This is a genomic window from Stenotrophomonas sp. Ps181, from assembly GCF_025697425.1.
Classification (GTDB): domain Bacteria; phylum Pseudomonadota; class Gammaproteobacteria; order Xanthomonadales; family Xanthomonadaceae; genus Stenotrophomonas; species Stenotrophomonas sepilia.
This window is the reverse complement of the sequence record NZ_JAHWBI010000002.1, coordinates 265,707-282,459: the sequence shown is the minus strand read 5'-3', so window position 1 is coordinate 282,459 and position 16,753 is coordinate 265,707. Positions and strand designations below refer to the sequence as shown.

Sequence of the window (16,753 nt, the reverse complement as noted above, 5' to 3'; positions counted from 1 at the left end):
GTGAAGTTGAGACGCCGATTCGAAGAGTGTGACGGCGCGCGCAGTAGATTCGCGCGGGCGTGGATGCACTTCTGTGCCGACCAACGGTCGGCACCCACCGGGGTTGGCGGCCAGCGGTCGGCACCCACCAGAGCATGCCGGCCAGCGGCCGGCACTACCCCTATTCCGGTTTGTCGGGTGCCCAGTGCTTGAGGAACGCGCTCACCCGTGCAGGCTGGAAGGCTTCGCCCTTGCGCAGCTCAGCAGTCGCCTGCGACACCAGCAGGCTGCCATCGGCGTCCAGTACCAGCAGGTGCGGATAGTCGCGCTCCATTTCGGGGAACTGGGCGAAGAAGGCGGTGTTGGGCTGTTCGTCGCTGGCGTTGACCTTCACCCACACGTAGTGGGCGTCGCGAAAGCGGCGCAGGTCGCCGTTGCCCTCGACCATTTCGTCCAGCGCCCGGCAGCGCTCACAGGCGGCGTTGCCGATCTCGAGCAGGATGCGCTTCTTGCCGCGCTGGGCTTCCACCTTGGCGGTGGCCAGGTCATCGGCGGGGTCGCGGGCCGGGTCGAACTGCGCGCCGAGCCCGGCGATGGCGGCAATGTCTGCCGCCACCGGGGTGTTGCCCGAGGCCACCGGTTCGCTGGGGTCAGCGACCGGTGGCTCGGTGGGTCGGGTATCCAGGGGTTGCGTGGGCTCGGCGGTGGCAGGCGGTTGCGGTTGCGAACAGGCGCCGATCAGCGCCGCACAGATCACCACTACCGCAGTACCGAGCCTGCTACGCATGCCTTCTACCCTCTCATCATCATTTGACGCCGTGCATCAGCTTGTTGATCAGCGGGGCGATCAGGAACAGCACCACGCCGGAGCCGATCAGGGCCCAGAACCCGAAGGTATACCCCTTCAGGGCCGACTCGACCGTCATGCCGCCTTCACCACTGACCACGCCAGCGAAGATGCCCGACAGGTTGTTGCCGATGCCGGTGGACAGGAACCAGCCACCCATGCCGAAGCCGACCAGGCGCACCGGGGCCAGCTTGGTCACCATCGACAGGCCGATCGGCGACAGGCACAGCTCACCGACCGACTGGATGACGTAGACCATGAACAGGGTCCAGAACGGAATCTTGCCGTCCACGACCATCTGCGACAGGGCGAACATCAGCAGGGCGAAGGCGGCGCCGTTGAACAGCAGGCCCAGGCCGAACTTGCGCGGAATGGACGGATTGGCGCGGCCCATGGCCACCCAGATCCAGGCGATGACCGGGGCCAGGGTGATGATCGCCACAGAGTTGACCGACTGGAACCACGCGGTCGGGAACGTCCAGTCGCCGAACTGGCGGTTGACGATGTTCTCGGCCAGGAAGGTGAACGAGCTGCCGGCCTGTTCGAAGAACATCCAGAACATCACGTTGAAGGCGAAGATGATCAGCATGGCGATCACGCGGTCGCGCTGCACCTTGCCCTCGCGGATGCCCTCCACCAGCAGCAGCACGGCAAGCGCGGTGAACATCGCGCCCAGGATCCAGGCCAGCGCGGTGGCGCCGGTAGCCAGCAGGAAGTAGGCCACCGGGATGGCGACCACGGCACCGGCCAGCACCATGATGATGCGGCCGAAGCCTTCAGCGCCGGCCGGCGGTGCGCCGATGCCCTTCAGGCCGGCGCGACCGATGTAGAACCACACCAGCGAGATCAGCATGCCCACGCCCGAAGCGATGAACACGACCTTGTAGGACGGCATCGCATCGGTACCGAACACCTTGCGGGCCAGGTACTCGGTCAGCACCGGGGCGATCATCGCGCCGATGTTGATGCCCATGTAGAAGATGGTGAAGCCCGAGTCGCGGCGCTCGTCCTTCAGGCCGTACAGCTTGCCGACCATGGTCGAGATGTTGGGCTTGAACAGGCCGTTGCCGACGATGATCGTGGCCAGGCCGAGCTTGAAGATGTGCTCCTGCGGCAGCGAGATCATGAACAGGCCAGCGGCCATGATGATCGCGCCGGTCAGGATCGAGCGCTGGTAGCCCAGCACCCGGTCGGCCACGTAGCCACCGAAGATCGCCGCGGCGTACACCAGGGCCAGGTAGGCGCCATAGATGCGGCTGGCGTCGCCTTCACCGGCAGCGCTGCCGTTGTAGAACTGGGCAACGATGTACAGCACCAAGGCCCAGCGGATGCCATAGAACGCAAAGCGCTCCCAGAACTCGGTCATGAAAAGCATCCACAACGGGCGCGGGTGGCCCAGCGTGGTCTTGAAGTCCGGCAGCGCCGGCTCTGGGGTGTTCGCAGTGGCGTTTACGCTCATGCGGATTTCCTGGTTCGGTGGATGACGAGCACGTCCGCTGTGCAGTTGGAGCAACGCGCGAGGATCACCGACTTGTGGCGTTCACGTCAAATACACGCCGTTTGAGGCAGGTGCCGTCCTGCTCGCTGAACTTGCATCTGAAACGATCCAGCCAATGGCCGGGGTCCAAGCTGAATGGGGGTCAGCCCAGTTCTGCCGGGGGCGCGGCCTGCAGGCTGGTGCGCACCTGGAACAGTTCGGGGAAGAAGGTCAGTTCCAGCGCCTTGGCCAGGAAGCCCACGCCGGACGAGCCGCCGGTGCCGCGCTTGAAGCCGATCACCCGCATCACGGTGCGCATGTGCCGGAATCGCCACAGCTGGAAGGCCGTCTCCAGATCCACCAGGTCCTCGCACAGCGCGTACTCGCGCCAGTAGCGGTCGGTGTCCTGGTAGATGCGCTCGAACACCGGCTGCAGTGCGTCGTCGGCCACGTGCGGCTGGGTCCAGTCATGGGCCTCGTAGACCGCCGGGACAGCATGGCCGAAGCGGGCCAGGTACTTCAGGAATTCCTCGTACAGGCTCGGCGCCTCCAGCACGGTGCGCAGCTGCGCCTGCCCGGCCGGGTCATGCTCGAACACCTGCAGCATCTGCGCGTTCTTGTTGCCCAGCAGGAACTCGATGTAGCGGTACTGCAGCGACTGGAAGCCCGAAGACGGGCCCAGCACGTCGCGGAAGCCCATGTATTCGGACGGGGTCAGCGTTTCCAGCACCGACCACTGCTCGGTCAGCTGGCGCAGCACCTGCTTGCTGCGCGCCAGCACCTTGCGGCACTGCCAGACTTCATCGCGCTGCAGGAAGCCGATCGCGGCACGCAGTTCGTGGCCCAGCAGCTTCAGCCACAGCTCCGAGGTCTGGTGCTGGATGATGAAGAGCATCTCGTCATGATGCGGCGGGTTGGACAGCGGCTGCTGCGCGCTGAGCAGCTGGTCCAGCCGCAGGTAACCGCCATAGGTCAGGCGGCCCTGCAGGTCGGTGTGGATGCCGGCTTCGAGATCGCGTTGGTTGTTGTCGACGGACATGGGCGGGACCAGATCGGGGGCGGCAAGGGTAGCGCGTTGCCGCCGCGCTGGCAGCCGCCGGGTTCCATCCCCGGGCGTGCGGTTGGCCGTGGAGCATCGGCCGATCCCGGGCCTGCGCGTGGAACCGTCCAGGCCGTTGTACTGGCGGTCAGCCAGAGGCGTATTCTGATGCTTTGCAGCAACGACTGAATACGTTGTTGTTATTGGCCCCCCACCCGCCGGCAGGGGTAAAACGGGGAATCTCCGTGTTGCGGCGCAGGAAGGCTATTCCGTACGCGTTCCTTAACATGGCGATTCATATCATTTGTAACTTCTCTGTCGAAGGTGCAGTACGCAATGACGGTTGCCGCTGAATTCAAGATCGAATACCTGCAGTACCTGGACACGGACGGCACGCTCGTCCGCGATGACCTGCCCGCGTCGCTGCGCGACCCCAAGGTCCTGGTACCGCTGTTCAAGCAGATGCTGTTCGTACGCACGTTCGACAGCAAATCCATCGCGCTGCAGCGCACCGGCAAGCTCGGCACCTATGCCGCCTGCCTGGGCCATGAAGCCGCGCACGTGGGTATCGGCGCTGCGATGCAGAAGGACGACGTGTTCGCGCCTTCGTACCGCGAGTATGGCGCGATGTTCATGCGTGGCGTGCGCCCGCACGACGTGCTGATGTACTGGGGCGGCGACGAACGCGGCAATGATTACGGCGGCAACGCGGCCAAGGACTTCCCGTTCTGCGTGCCGATTTCCACCCAGTGCCTGCATGCCGCCGGTGCCGCGCTGAAGTTCAAGCTCAACAAGGAACCGCAGATCGCGGTGGCCGTGTGTGGCGATGGCGGCAGCTCCAAGACCGACTTCTACGCGGCATTGAATTCGGCCGGCGCCTACAAGCTCCCGCTGATCCTGTGCATCGTCAACAACGGCTGGGCCATCTCGGTGCCGCGTTCGGCCCAGACCGGTGCCGAAACGCTGGCGCAGAAGGGCCTGGCGGGCGGCCTGCACTGCCTGCAGGTGGACGGCAACGACCTGATCGCGGTGCTGGCGGCAATGGAACAGGCGCGCGAACGTGCGCTGGCCGGCGACGGTGGCACCGTGCTGGAACTGATGACCTACCGCCTGTCCGACCACACCACCGCCGATGACGCGCGCCGCTACCGCGACGACGCCGAAGTGAAGGATGCCTGGCAGCGCGAGCCGATGCTGCGCCTGCGCAAGTACCTGATCAACGCCGGTGTGTGGAGCGAACAGGAGGAAACCGCTTGGGTCGCCGAGTGCGGTGCGCGCGTGGACGAGGAAGTGAACCTGTACCTCAACACGCCGGTGCAGCCGGTCGAGGCGATGTTCGACTTCCTGTATGCCGATCCGCCGCCGGACCTGCTGGCCCAGCGTGCCCAGGCGATCGCCCTGGAGAAGCGCCATGGATGAGATCAAGAACGGCGCGCCCGGCGCGCACACCAACGCCGCCGACAGCGCTGCGGTCGCGCGCGGAGATGACAGCATGACCACCACCCCGATCACCCTCATCGAAGCCATCACCCAGGCGCTGGCCTGGGAGCTGGAACACGATCCGTCGGTGCTGGTGCTGGGCGAAGACGTGGGCGTCAACGGCGGCGTGTTCCGCGCCACTGCCGGCCTGCAGCAGCGCTTCGGCTCGGACCGCATCCTCGACACCCCGCTGGACGAAACCACCATCGCCGGCCTGACCATCGGCCTGGCCGCTCAGGGCATGAAGCCGGTGGCCGAAGCCCAGTTCGATGGCTTCATGTACCCGATGGTCGACCATATCGTCTGCCACGCCGCACGCCTGCGTTACCGCACGCGTGGCCGCCTGCACTGCCCGATGGTGCTGCGCGTGCCGTGGGGCGGTGGCATCCGCGCGCCGGAACACCACAGCGAAGCCAACGAGGCGATCTTCACCAACGTGCCGGGCCTGCGCGTGGTGCTGCCGTCGTCGCCGCAGCGTGCCTACGGCCTGCTGCTGGCCGCGATCCGCGAGCCGGATCCGGTGATCTACATGGAGCCCAAGCGCATCTACCGCCAGTACAAGGAAGTGGTCGTCAACGACGGCGAAGCCTTGCCGCTGGACGTCTGCTTCGTGCTGCGCGACGGCACCGACGTGACCCTGGTGACCTGGGGCGCGCAGGTGAAGGAAGCGCTGGAAGCGGCCGACAAGCTGGCCGGCGAAGGCATCAGCGCCGAAGTCATCGACGTGGCCACGCTGCGCCCGCTGGACTTCGCCACCATCGCCGAATCGGTGGCCAAGACCGGCCGCTGCGTTATCGTGCAGGAGGCCCCGAAGACCGCGGGCTTCGGCGCCGAGATCGCCGCGCGCCTGGCCGAGGAATCGATCTACGACCTGCTGGCCCCGGTCGAGCGCGTGACCGGCTACGACACCCACATTCCGCTGTTCCGCCTGGAAATGAAGTACCTGCCGAGCGTTGAGCGGATCGTGGCGGCGGCCAAGCGCGCGGTGGCGGCCGGCTGACATGCGGGCCCGCCTTCTGGGGGCTTACCGCAGCCAGTATCCCAACCCGCTCCGGTTCCACACCGGCCAGATCGTCGAAGTAGGTGTCCGTGACGAGGAATGGCCGGCGTTTGCCTGGGTACGCACCAACGATGGGCGCGCTGGATGGGCGCCCATCGCCTGGTTGCAGCTGCTGGACGAGGGTCGCGCCGAAGCCCTGTGCGACTACGACGCCCGCGAGCTGGATGTGGAAAGCGGCGAGATGGTGAAGCTTCATCACGAACACGGCGGGTGGTGGTGGTCCGAGCGCGCCAATGGCGCGACGGGTTGGCTGCCGGCCCGCGAACTGGAACTGCTGGAAGAGAACTGCAAATGAGCCAGACCAAGAACTTCAACCTGCCCGACCTGGGCGAAGGCCTGCCGGACGCGACCATCGTCGAGTGGTTCGTCAAGGAAGGCGATGTGATCAAGCTGGACGAGCCGCTGGTCTCGATGGAGACCGCCAAGGCCGTGGTGGAAGTGCCCTCGCCGTTCTCCGGCAAGGTGCTGAAGCTGTCCGGCGAAGCCGGCGACATCATCCCGACCGGCTCGGTACTGGCCAGCTTCGAGCTGGACCCGAACCTGCCGCAGCGCGCTGATGGCCAGGACACCGGCCACAGCCATGGTCACGCCGCACCGGCGGCGCCGGCTGCCGCACCGACCCCGCCGCCGCTGCCGGCTGCGGCCGCTCCGGTTGCCGCCGAGGACGCCAAGCCCGCCGCTGCCGAGCGCGATGATGCCGGTACCGTGGTCGGCGCCATGCAGAGCTCCAACGCCGTGCACGCCGAACAGGCGCTGGCCGTCGGTGGCGTCAAGGCCGTGCCGGCCGTGCGTGCGATGGCGCGCAAGCTGGGCGTGGACCTGAGCCGCGTGCCTGCCACCGGCAGCGATGGCGCGGTCACCATGGCCGACGTCAAGCAGGCCGCCGCCAACGGCAGCGCCAAGCTCGGCGCCGCTCCGGCACCGGTCGCTGCCGCCGCGTATGCCGCGCCCGCCCCGGCGCAGGTGTCTGCCCCGGTGCAGAGCGAAGCCCGCACCCCGCTGTCTGCGGCCGGCAAGCCGATGCGCACCCAGCCGCCGGGCGTGGTCGCCAAGGGCCAGCCGGAACCGCTGAAGGGCGTGCGCCGCAACATGGCCCGCGTGATGGCCGATGCGCACAGCAAGGTCGTGCCGACCACGCTGAACGACGACGCCGACATCCACGCCTGGCTGCCGGGCAACGACGTCACCGCCCGCCTGGTGCGCGCCATCGTGGTCGCCGCGCAGAAGGTACCGGCGATGAATGCCTGGTTCGACGGTGAAGCACTGACCCGCACCCTGCACGCGCAGGTGGACATCGGCATCGCCGTGGACACCGACGACGGCCTGTTCGTGCCGGCCCTGCGCAATGCTGACATGCTCGACGCACGCGGCATCCGCGAAGGCGTCAACCGCCTGCGCGAGCAGGTGGAATCGCGTTCGATCGCGGCGTCGGAACTGAGTGGCTACACCATCTCGCTGTCCAACTTCGGCATGTTTGCCGGCCGCTACGCGACTCCGGTCGTGGTGCCGCCGTGCGTGGCCATCGTCGGTGCCGGCCGTGCCCGCCACCAGATGACCCCGGTGATGGGCGGCGTGGAAGCGCACAAGGTGATCCCGCTGTCGGTCACCTTCGACCACCGCGCAGCCACCGGCGGTGAAGCCGCCCGCTTCCTGCGCGCGATGATGGACGACCTGGCGCTGGCCAGCTGATCGGCCCCCTCTGAAACACAAGAAACGCCGGGCAATGCCCGGCGTTTTTTTGTGCCGCTCTACTGTAGAGCCGAGCCCATGCTCGGCTGCTTTCCGGTAGATCCACGCCATGCGTGGATGAAGGCAGGAAGCAAGCCGAGCATGGGCTCGGCTCTACAGATCGCCTGTCATCAATCGCGAGCGACCAAGCCGTCGGCGCGGCTGTACACACGCAGGCGGTGGCCATCAGGATCGACCCCGACGAAGGTATGGCCGAACTCCAGTGTCACCGGTGCCTGCAGGATCTGCACGCCCAGCGCGCGCCACGCATCGTGCATCTGCTGCACGACGTCGGGGTTGGCGACGACCATCGCCAGTTCTGCGGCACCGGCCTGCGCGGACACCGGCGGCTGCACGCCGTCGCGCTGCCACAGGCCCAGTGCGGCGCCACCGCCGAGCAGGAACAGGGCGAAGCCAGGAGACTGCTCGACCGGCGGTTTGCCGAGGATGCCGCTGTAGAAGGTGGCGCTGGCGGCGACGTCGCGCACGTACTGCAGCAGGGTGCTGGGCGTGAACATGGGGAAGCTCCGTTGTTGGGAGCGTTCATGGTGGTATGGGCCTGCTGACACATTCTGTCAGTAGAGGGGACTGCCGGTAGAGTCGACTCTACCCCCCGCTCTCGGCTGTTGCTGTGGTTATGAGCGGTCCAGCCAGTCCGGCGCGATGCCCTGGGCCTTCTGCCAGCGCCGCAGCAGCGTGGCGCGCGGCACGCGGTAGCGGTCCTCCAGCGCGCGTACCTGGCGGATGCGATCGAGCCGGAAATGGCGGAAATCCTCGCGGCTCTCGCACCACGCCGCCAGCATCGGCACCTCATCGAAGTAGCCCAGCGCGAACGGCCAGACAATGCGCTCACTGCGCCGGCCTTGCGCATCCTCGTAGCCGAACTTCAGGCGCTGCTGTGACCCCACAGCCTCACGCACGACCTGCAGACGCGCGGGGGGAACCTTGCTCCCCGCGCGCGAAGGGCCAACGCGCAGGCCACTGTCACGCAATGCCTCGCGGCGTGCCGCTGGCAACACATGGGCGATACGCGCCAGGGCATCACGAGCAGCTTCGGCCAGCGCGGGTTCGGTGCGCGCCGCGACCCAGCGCAGGCCCAGCACCAGCGCGTCGATCTCGGCCGGTGGCAGGGTCATCGGCGGCAGGGTATCGCCGGGTGCCAGTTGGTAACCGACGCCGGCCTCGCCACGCAGGTCAGCGCCCTGCTCGCGCAGAGTCTCGATATCGCGGTACAGCGTGCGCAGGCTGATACCCAGCGCATCGGCCAACGCCTGCCCCGCGACCGGCCGTCGATGACGGCGCAGCAGCTGCAGCAGCTGGGTCAGGCGCAGCGCTCGCGACATCAGCCGACCAGCGCGCGCGATGCCACCACGTGCTCGCCCGGCTGCGGGGCCAGCGCAGCCTCGACCAGCGCCCTGGCAATTTCGCTGGCCGGGTTGATCCGCCATGCCCGTGGCAACACCGGCCCCAGTGCACCCAGCACCGTCAGTGCCAGGCGTTCGCCGCGGCGAACCTCGTTGCGCTCGCCACCGATCAGTCCTGGGCGGACCAGGGTCAACGAATTGAAGCCCAGCGCACGCAGATCACGCTCCAGCTCGCCCTTCACCCGGCTGTAGAAGATCGACGACTGTGGGTTGGCGCCGGCTGCGGAATTCAGCACATAGGTCTGCGCCTCCTGTGCTTTTGCCAGGCGTGCGAACGCCAGCGGGTAGTCATGATCGATGCGATGGAAGGCCTCGCGGCTGCCGGCCTGGGCCATGGTGCTGCCCAGCGCGCAGATGATCGCGTCCACGCGCGCCCATTCGGGCGAGGCAGGCAACGCGTCGAAGGCCAGCACCGGGTTCTCCAGCTTCCCGTGAGTCAACGCCAGCGGGCGGCGGGTCGGGGCAACCACGGCGCCACAGCGCGGGTCGTCCAGCAGCCTGCGCAGGGTCAGCCCACCGACCAGGCCGGTCGCCCCCAGCAACATCACGCGCATCACCACCTCCAGTGCGGCATCCTGTCGCCCATCCTAGCCGTTCAAGCCCTCGGCGGCCGCGCCGATATGCTGGAACCAGTCCCTGCCAGCCCCAGGATTCGCTCCATGACGGACCAGCCCGACCACCGCCCTGCCCCCGGTACCGCCCTTGGGCCGCCGGCACGCGTGCGCGCGGTGGTGGACGATGGGCGGGGTGACCGCGTGGTGCTGCAGGGCGGCGGTGGCGCGGCGCTGCAGCAGCTGTTCGCAGGCGCCGACGCGCCGGAACCGCTGCTGGCGGCGTTCGCCAACGGCATGGCCACCCTGCCCGGCGAACTGGGCGACATGGGCGACCGCCTGCAGTCCGCACAGGCCAGCGCCGATTGGCCGCGCTATGGGCGCGCGATGCGGCAGCTGATCGACAAGTATATCCGCACCATCGAGCAGCATTCGCCGGATGGGCAGCCGGAAAGCCTGCGCCTGTCCGAGCAGCTGCGGCTGCTGCTGGGCGGTGCGGTGGTCGCCCTGCTGCAGCATGACCCGGACCTGCGCGAGCAAGCGCAGGCGCTGGCCCTGCGCCTGCGCCAATGGCAGCCGGGCACGGCCCTGGAACCGATCGAACAGGGCGTGCGCGAACTTGGCCACCAGGTCGGCGTACGTGCCGAAAGCTGGCAGGAGCAGCAGGCGCTGCTGCTGGAGCTGTTCGCGCTGCTGCTGGAGAACGTCAGCGAGCTGCTGGATGACCGCAGCTGGCTGCAGGGCCAGATCGCGGCGGTGCGCCAGTTGCTGGACGGTCCGTTGGAAGCGGAAGCGGTCGAGCGCACCCGGGCCGAACTGCGCGAAGTGATCTACAAGCAGGGCCTGCTGCGCCAGGGCATCGACGATTCGAAGGCGGCGATGCGTGGGCTGATGGGCGAGTTCATCGAGCGCATGGACGGCATGGCCACCAGCACCGGCGAGTATCACGACCGCATTGGCAGCTACGCATTGCAGCTGCGCGAGGCGCGCAGCATCGCCGACCTCAACCAGCTGCTGCAGGACGTGATGCGCGATACCGGCAAAGTGCAGCAGCAGGCCGCACAGGCCCGCGATCACCTGGCAAATGCGCGGCAGGAAGTGGAGCGCGCAGAGCAGCGCATTGCCGAGCTGGAGCAGGAACTGCGCGCCGCCGGTGACCTGGCCCGCATCGATCCACTGACCCAGGCGCTGAACCGCCGTGGCCTGGACGAACTGCTGGAGCGCGAGCTGGCCCGTGCCGCACGCAACAACTCACCGCTGGGCGTGGCCGTGATCGACCTGGATGATTTCCACCTGACTAACGACACGCACGGGCATGCCGGCGGCGATGCGCTGCTGCAGCACCTGGTGTCCGTGTGCAAGCTGCTGCTGCGCGCGACCGACGGCATCGCACGGCTGGGCGGCGACGAGTTCGTGCTGGTGCTGCCGGAAGCCCAGGGCGCCGACAGCATGGCCACGGTGCAGCGCCTGCAGCGCTCGCTGGCCCATCGCGTGCTGACCGTGCAGGACCAGCGCGTGCCGGTGCATTTCAGCGCCGGGCTGGCGCAGTGGCAGCCCGGTGACGATACCGAAGCCCTGCTGCGGCGCGCCGATGACGCGCTGTATGCCGCCAAGCGGCAGGGCAAGAACCGCGTGCAGGCGGGCTGATGATCCAGCGTGCAGACGCTGTAGCGCCCGAGCCCATGCTCGGGCGGCGGCGCGCAGCGCCGTAGAGCAGCCGAGCGTTGGCTCGGCTCTACAGATCACTTCCCGCGCAGTTTCTGGAACCCGGTCACCGCTGCCAGCACGATGGCGCCGGCGATGATGCCGACCACCATGTTGCCTACCGCGCTCACCAGCCAGCCCCATTGCCCTTCGCCGCCCAGCGCCTGCACCGCGTGGTGCAGCGCCGGCACGTTGTGCACCAGGATGCCGCCGCCGACCAGGAACATGGCAATGGTGCCGGCCACCGACAGGAACTTCATCAGCCACGGTGCCGAGGCCACCAGCCCACGACCGAAGGCTGCAATGGCACCGCCCTTGCGCGACAGGTACAGCCCGACGTCATCGAGCTTGACGATGCCCGCTACCAGCCCATAGACGAACACGGTCATCGCCAGCGCGACCACGCTCAGCGTGAGGATCTGGTTGGTGAACGGCGCAGTGGCGACCACGCCCAGGGTGAGCACGATGATCTCGGCCGAAAGGATGAAGTCGGTGCGGATCGCGCCTTTTACCTTGTCCTTCTCCCACGCCACCATGTCCACCTGGGTATCGGCCAGTGCCTTGCGGCGTTCGGCCTGGCGCTCGGCATCGTCGTCGGAGGAATGAAGGAAGCGATGCGCCAGCTTCTCCACGCCTTCAAAACAGAGGAAGGCACCACCGATCATCATCAGCGGCACGATCAGCGGCACGTTCCAGCCGCGGCTGTGCAGCCAGGCCTCCAGCGCGCTGATCGCCAGTGCTGCCGGTACCAGGATCACCTTGTTGACCAGCGAGCCCTTGGCCACCGCCCACACCACCGGCAGTTCACGGTTGGCGTTGACTCCGGTCACCTGCTGCGCGTTCAGCGCCAGGTCGTCGCCCAGCACACCGGCGGTCTTCTTCGCTGCGACCTTGGTCAGGACCGAGACATCGTCGAGGAGGGAGGCGATATCGTCGAGCAGGGCGAACAGGCTGGCACCGGCCATGGGGCATCCAGGTAAGGGAATGGGCGGATTCTGACCGATCCGGTGTGGACTGCGGAAGACGTCGGGTTCACTGCGTGACCACCGCCCCCCGGCGACACTGCCGAATCCGGACATTGCCGGCCAGCGGCCGGCGCTACCTGTCTTCGTCGCATGGGAGTTCCGCTTGAGCAATCCGCCCACCGCCAATGGCAATCCCCCGCTGGTCAAAGGCATGAACCGGCGCAGCCAGATCCTGCGCCTGCTGATGCGCTACCGCCATTCGGGGGTGTTCTCGGGCATGAACCTGGACGCCGCCAGCAACCAGGCCGACGTGCCCGCCGATGGCAATCCGGAGCAATTCGTCAGTGACCTGGAGGCCCTGGGGCCAACCTTCGTCAAGCTGGGCCAGATGCTGTCCACACGACCGGACATGGTACCGGTGGAGTTCGCCACCGCCCTGGAACGCATGCAGGAAAAGGTGGCGCCGATCCCGGTCGAGCGCATCCACGCCATCATCGAGCAGGAGCTGGGCGTGGGGGTGAACAAGCTGTTTGCCGCGTTCGATCCCGAGCCGCTGGGCTGCGCATCGATCGCGCAGGTGCATCGGGCGGTGCTGCATGACGGACGCCAGGTGGCGGTGAAAGTGCAGAAGCCTGAAGTGGCCGCGCAGCTGCGCTCGGACCTGGAAGCGCTGCGCAGCTTTGCGCTGGCCGCCGATCACCTGACCCAGGTGGGCCGCCGCGTGCGCCTGCGCGACTGGCTCAACGAGTTCGCAAAGACCCTGATGCAGGAGCTGGACTACCACACCGAGGCCGAGAACCTGGCCCGCTTCGGACGGCATCTGCGGCCGTTCCGCCGCCTGTGGGTACCGCAGCCGATCTGGGACTACAGCAGCCAGCGCGTGCTGACCATGGAGCTCGCCACCGGCGTGCGCGTGGATGCGATCTCTGGCGTGCGCCGCACCGAGCAGGACATGGATCCGCTGGCAGCGGCGCTGATCCGCGGCTATCTGGACCAGATCTTCGTGCATGGCGAGATCCATGCCGACCCGCACCCGGGCAACCTGCGGGTGATGCCCGATGGCCGGCTGGCGATCTTCGACCTGGGCATGGTCGCGCACATGCCGCCGCGCCTGCGCGAGCGGCTGCTGAAGATCCTGTTCGCCGCCGTCGATGGCCGCGGCGAAGAAGTGGCCGACGATCTGATCAGCATCAGCACGCGGCTGGAGGCCTTCGACGAAGAGCGCTACCTGCGCGAGACCGGCCAGCTGATCGCGCGCTACGCCGCCAGTGGCAGCTTCTCCGAAGGCCGCGTGGTGCTGGACATGGTGCGCATCGCAACCGCCTGCGGCCTGCGCACGCCGCCGGAACTGAGCCTGCTGGGCAAGGCCCTGCTCAATCTGGAAACAGTGTGCCGGCTGCTGGCACCGGAGCTGGACACGCGCCGCATCGTCGAGCGCCAGCTGCAGCACGTGATGCGCGCGCGCCTGAAGAAATCCCTGTCGGCGGCCAACATCGCCAGCGAGGCGATGGAGCTGCAGCAGCTGCTGCGCGATGGGCCGCGCAAGCTGTCGGACATCATGGCGCTGCTGGCCGAGAACCGCCTGCAGATGAAGGTGACCGGGCTGGAAGAATCGCGGTTGATGGAGAACCTGCAGAAGATCGCCAACCGCGTGGCGGCCGGCATCATCAGCGCCGCATTGATCATGGCTGCGGCAATGATGATGAAGATCGACACCGGCTGGCACCTGTTCGGCTATCCCCTCATCGCACTGTTACTGCTGTTGATCGGCGTAGTGCTGGGACTGGGCATCGTCACCAGTGCATTGCTGTTCGATCGTCGCGCGCGGGCACGCGAGGAACGCGGGCACCGCTGATGCATCGGCGAAAAGCCGCGTATTCATGCGATTTTTAATGCAATCCAACGAAGCCTTTCACGCTCGTTTTACCTTCGTGGCGTGATTGCGCGCGCGTCATTCCAACAAACATTTCAGTCAGGTTCGTGCATGCACTATCGGGTCATCGGCCTGTCATGTGGATGTGCTTGCAGCAGCGCCGGTCGGATGGACACGCGTCGGTACGACGTCCATCACCACCACCCCGTCACTGCCGAAGCTGCCTATGCTCTGGATACTGCTGTTGTCGCTGTTGCTGCTGTGCTGGCTGTTCCTCGCGTCCGACAAGTGGGTGTGGTGGAAGGCCGGCGCATTCTCGCTGCTGCTGCTGATGCTCAGCACGTGGTGGCTGATCGACAAGCTGTCCGGTGATGGGCTCAACGCCGCCACGCTTTACCACCTCGGCGCCGACATGGAAGGCGCTGGTGTTTCCGACTTCAAGGGCTACATCGCCGGCTTCATCGTGCTGGCGCTGGTCTCGCTGCTGCCGCTGTTCGCTACGCGGGTGAAGCGCTGGCGCCGGCCCGGCCACGGTGGCGCGTTGTTCGCCGGCTTCGCGACCGTGTGGGTGGCCACGATCCTGATCAGCCCGCTTGCCCGTGACGGCCAACGCCTCTACCAGCAGCTGCGCCCGGTCGATTTCGCCCGCATCGCCCCCGAGTACCAGGTGCCGACGCAGCCGCTGCAGCGCCCGCGCAACATCGTATGGATCTACGGCGAAAGCCTGGAACGCACCTATCTGGATGAGGCCGTGTTTCCCGGCCTGATGCCCAACCTCAACCGCCTGGCGTCCGAGTCGCTGGACGTGCGTGGCCTGGCCTCGGCCGAAGGCAGCGGCTGGACCATCGCCGGCCTGGTGTCGTCGATGTGCGGCGTGCCGCTGACCACCTCGCAGGGCGACGAGAACAGCATGAACCGCATGGGCAGTTTCCTGCCCAAGGCGGTATGCCTGGGCGACTACCTGAAGCAGCAGGGCTACACCAACCATTACCTGGGCGGCGCCAACGGCCAGTTCGCCGGCAAGGGACAGTTCCTGGCCAGCCATGGCTTCGACGAAGTGCATGACCTGGCATGGTTCAAGCAGCAGAAGAAGATCGGCCGCATCCACTACTCGGCCTGGGGCGTGCACGACGACGTGCTGCTGGACACCGCCTACCAGCGCTTCGAGCAGCTTTCGCGCGCCGGCTCGCCGTTCATGCTGACCACGTTGACCATGGACACCCACCACCCGGCGGGCCACCTACCCGTGTCGTGCAAGGGCGAGCGCTACCGGAGCGGGTACGGCGACATCGGCCTGCTCAATGCACTCAAGTGCACCGACCGCCTGATCTCACAGCTGGTCGAGCGTATCCAGGCCAGCCCGTATGGGAAGGACACGCTGATCGTGATCGCCTCCGACCACCTGGCGATGCCCAACGACCTCAGCCACGTGCTGGCCAAGCAGAAGCGCGAGAACCTGCTGCTGTTCCTCGGCGACGGCATTGCCCCGCAGCAGCTCAGTGCCGACGCTGGTACAACGCTGGATTCCGGTGCGACCCTGCTCAGCCTGCTGGATCCGAAGCTGAAGACGATGGGCTTTGGCCGTTCGCTGATCGACCCGCAGCGCGCGCCCAGCGCCAGCGTGGCCGCGCGCCGCGACGATGGCCGCGACTATCCGCAGTACCTGGCCTTCGCCCGCTCACTGTGGCTGGGTGAACCGACCCGCGAGCTGAAGATCGACGGCGACGACCAGGTGGTGGTCGGCCTGCAGCACGTGCAACCGCCGGTGCTGCTGGAGTACGACAAGGACTGGGGCCTGAAGTCCGTGTATCTGGAAAACACCTCGCGCCAGTTCGATGATGCCAACCCGGACAACACTCTCGCCTACGTCGACCGCTGCACCGCGTTCGAGGATGGATCGGCCGACGGCGACTGGTGCGCCCTGCTCGTCAACCGCGACAATGGCATCAAGCTGTACCGCGACAACGATCTGCGCGGTGGCATCGCGGTGGATGCACCGCTGGATGCGCTCCAGGGCCCGCGCCCGAGCGTGCGCCAGGCACACATGATCACCCAGAAGGGCCGCCGCACCCGTGCCGGCCAGTACATGCTGCAGCTGGTGGCGAGCACGCGCCCGGACCGCGGTTTCTGGATCGAGGCGGTGTCCTCGCAGCGCAAGGTGGTACTGGCCCAGCAGTGGGTGCAGCCCGATGCCAACGGCAAGATCAACGTGTCGTTCGGGCTGGATCACGAAGTGGACGATCTGGAGATCCGCGCGTGGTTGAACCACGCCGAGAAGCTGGCGGTGGATACGTTCGCACTGGTGCCCTCGCGCAGCCGACCACGAGGATAGGGTTCTCTGCAGGGCTGCGCCCTGCACCCGCTACAAACCGGGGCAACGGCAACGGCAACGGCAACAGCGTGCATTCCGTGGGATGGCGGGGCGGTGTCGGAGTGCGGGGACGCCGTAAATCCGTCCCTGGAGGCTTGGCAGCCGCATCCATGCGGCTGACACCCCGCACTCCGACACCGCCCCACCTCTGACAGATTCCTGCGGCTGTCGGTAGGTGTCGACCTTGGTCGACACTTCTGTCAGATATCGAAATCAATCTGGGGTCAGATCCGTTTTCCGGAGGAAAACGGATCTG

Annotated in this window: 13 protein-coding genes and 1 pseudogene; 7 read left to right on the top strand and 7 right to left on the bottom strand. The window is 67.1% G+C overall.

Annotated features, from left to right (window positions below; genetic code table 11):
• Nucleotides 1-160: 160 nt before the first annotated feature.
• The 3 genes from KXV01_RS04880 to KXV01_RS04870 form a co-directional block, all read right to left on the bottom strand.
• Nucleotides 161-766 carry a thioredoxin family protein gene (locus KXV01_RS04880; protein ID WP_049415478.1) on the bottom strand — a complete coding sequence of 202 codons (606 nt, stop codon included), beginning with the start codon at nucleotides 764-766 and terminating at the stop codon, nucleotides 161-163.
• A 19-nt stretch (nucleotides 767-785) separates the two neighbouring features.
• Complete coding sequence (locus KXV01_RS04875; RefSeq protein WP_005411345.1) at nucleotides 786-2,285, bottom strand: oligopeptide:H+ symporter; 1,500 nt, start codon at nucleotides 2,283-2,285, stop codon at nucleotides 786-788.
• 181 nt (nucleotides 2,286-2,466) lie between these two features.
• Complete coding sequence (locus KXV01_RS04870) at nucleotides 2,467-3,342, bottom strand: tryptophan 2,3-dioxygenase family protein (protein ID WP_049415479.1); 876 nt, start codon at nucleotides 3,340-3,342, stop codon at nucleotides 2,467-2,469.
• Nucleotides 3,343-3,678: 336 nt separating this feature from the next.
• Between KXV01_RS04870 and pdhA the strand changes: the two genes are divergently transcribed.
• Genes pdhA through KXV01_RS04850 form a run of 4 tightly spaced genes read left to right on the top strand, consistent with a single transcriptional unit; the run spans nucleotide 3,679 to nucleotide 7,570 of the window.
• Entirely contained in the window at nucleotides 3,679-4,761 is a 1,083-nt protein-coding gene (pdhA, locus tag KXV01_RS04865; protein ID WP_099495315.1) for a pyruvate dehydrogenase (acetyl-transferring) E1 component subunit alpha, read from the top strand.
• Nucleotides 4,754-5,821 (top strand): alpha-ketoacid dehydrogenase subunit beta, encoded by a 1,068-nt coding sequence (locus KXV01_RS04860; protein WP_005419896.1) that lies wholly within the window; start codon nucleotides 4,754-4,756, stop codon nucleotides 5,819-5,821. The genes pdhA and KXV01_RS04860 overlap by 8 nt, the downstream gene beginning before the upstream one ends.
• A gap of 1 nt (nucleotide 5,822) precedes the next feature.
• Nucleotides 5,823-6,176 carry an SH3 domain-containing protein gene (locus tag KXV01_RS04855; protein ID WP_005411349.1) on the top strand — a complete coding sequence of 118 codons (354 nt, stop codon included), beginning with the start codon at nucleotides 5,823-5,825 and terminating at the stop codon, nucleotides 6,174-6,176.
• On the top strand, nucleotides 6,173-7,570 hold the full coding sequence (locus KXV01_RS04850) for a dihydrolipoamide acetyltransferase family protein (RefSeq protein ID WP_111097164.1): 1,398 nt from the start codon (nucleotides 6,173-6,175) through the stop codon (nucleotides 7,568-7,570). The genes KXV01_RS04855 and KXV01_RS04850 overlap by 4 nt, the downstream gene beginning before the upstream one ends.
• Before the next feature lie 170 nt (nucleotides 7,571-7,740).
• Here KXV01_RS04850 and KXV01_RS04845 read toward each other — a convergent pair whose 3' ends face one another.
• The 3 genes from KXV01_RS04845 to KXV01_RS04835 all read right to left on the bottom strand — a co-directional run bounded on the left by KXV01_RS04845 (nucleotide 7,741) and on the right by KXV01_RS04835 (nucleotide 9,587).
• The gene (locus KXV01_RS04845) at nucleotides 7,741-8,127 is read right to left on the bottom strand and encodes a VOC family protein (RefSeq protein WP_111097100.1); all 387 of its coding nucleotides are present in this window, start codon (nucleotides 8,125-8,127) and stop codon (nucleotides 7,741-7,743) included.
• A gap of 117 nt (nucleotides 8,128-8,244) precedes the next feature.
• Entirely contained in the window at nucleotides 8,245-8,952 is a 708-nt protein-coding gene (locus KXV01_RS04840; RefSeq protein ID WP_262223058.1) for a YafY family protein, read from the bottom strand.
• Complete coding sequence (locus tag KXV01_RS04835; RefSeq protein WP_049438319.1) at nucleotides 8,952-9,587, bottom strand: NAD-dependent dehydratase; 636 nt, start codon at nucleotides 9,585-9,587, stop codon at nucleotides 8,952-8,954. The genes KXV01_RS04840 and KXV01_RS04835 overlap by 1 nt, the downstream gene beginning before the upstream one ends.
• A gap of 105 nt (nucleotides 9,588-9,692) precedes the next feature.
• Here KXV01_RS04835 and KXV01_RS04830 point away from each other — a divergent pair, with 105 nt between their 5' ends.
• The gene (locus tag KXV01_RS04830; RefSeq protein ID WP_049415504.1) at nucleotides 9,693-11,231 is read left to right on the top strand and encodes a GGDEF domain-containing protein; all 1,539 of its coding nucleotides are present in this window, start codon (nucleotides 9,693-9,695) and stop codon (nucleotides 11,229-11,231) included.
• Between the two features lie 95 nt (nucleotides 11,232-11,326).
• Here KXV01_RS04830 and KXV01_RS04825 read toward each other — a convergent pair whose 3' ends face one another.
• Nucleotides 11,327-12,253: a DUF808 domain-containing protein gene (locus tag KXV01_RS04825; RefSeq protein ID WP_049415507.1), complete on the bottom strand. Its 927-nt coding sequence runs from the start codon at nucleotides 12,251-12,253 to the stop codon at nucleotides 11,327-11,329.
• A gap of 199 nt (nucleotides 12,254-12,452) precedes the next feature.
• On the opposite strand from KXV01_RS04825, the pseudogene KXV01_RS04820 reads away from it, so the two are divergent.
• Together KXV01_RS04820 and KXV01_RS04815 are read left to right on the top strand one after the other, a co-directional pair.
• Nucleotides 12,453-14,108 (top strand): annotated as a pseudogene (locus KXV01_RS04820) (AarF/UbiB family protein); the annotation flags it as partial.
• Nucleotides 14,109-14,352: 244 nt separating this feature from the next.
• Nucleotides 14,353-16,458: a phosphoglycerol transferase I gene (locus tag KXV01_RS04815; protein WP_111097102.1), complete on the top strand. Its 2,106-nt coding sequence runs from the start codon at nucleotides 14,353-14,355 to the stop codon at nucleotides 16,456-16,458.
• The last annotated feature ends 295 nt before the right edge of the window (nucleotides 16,459-16,753 follow it).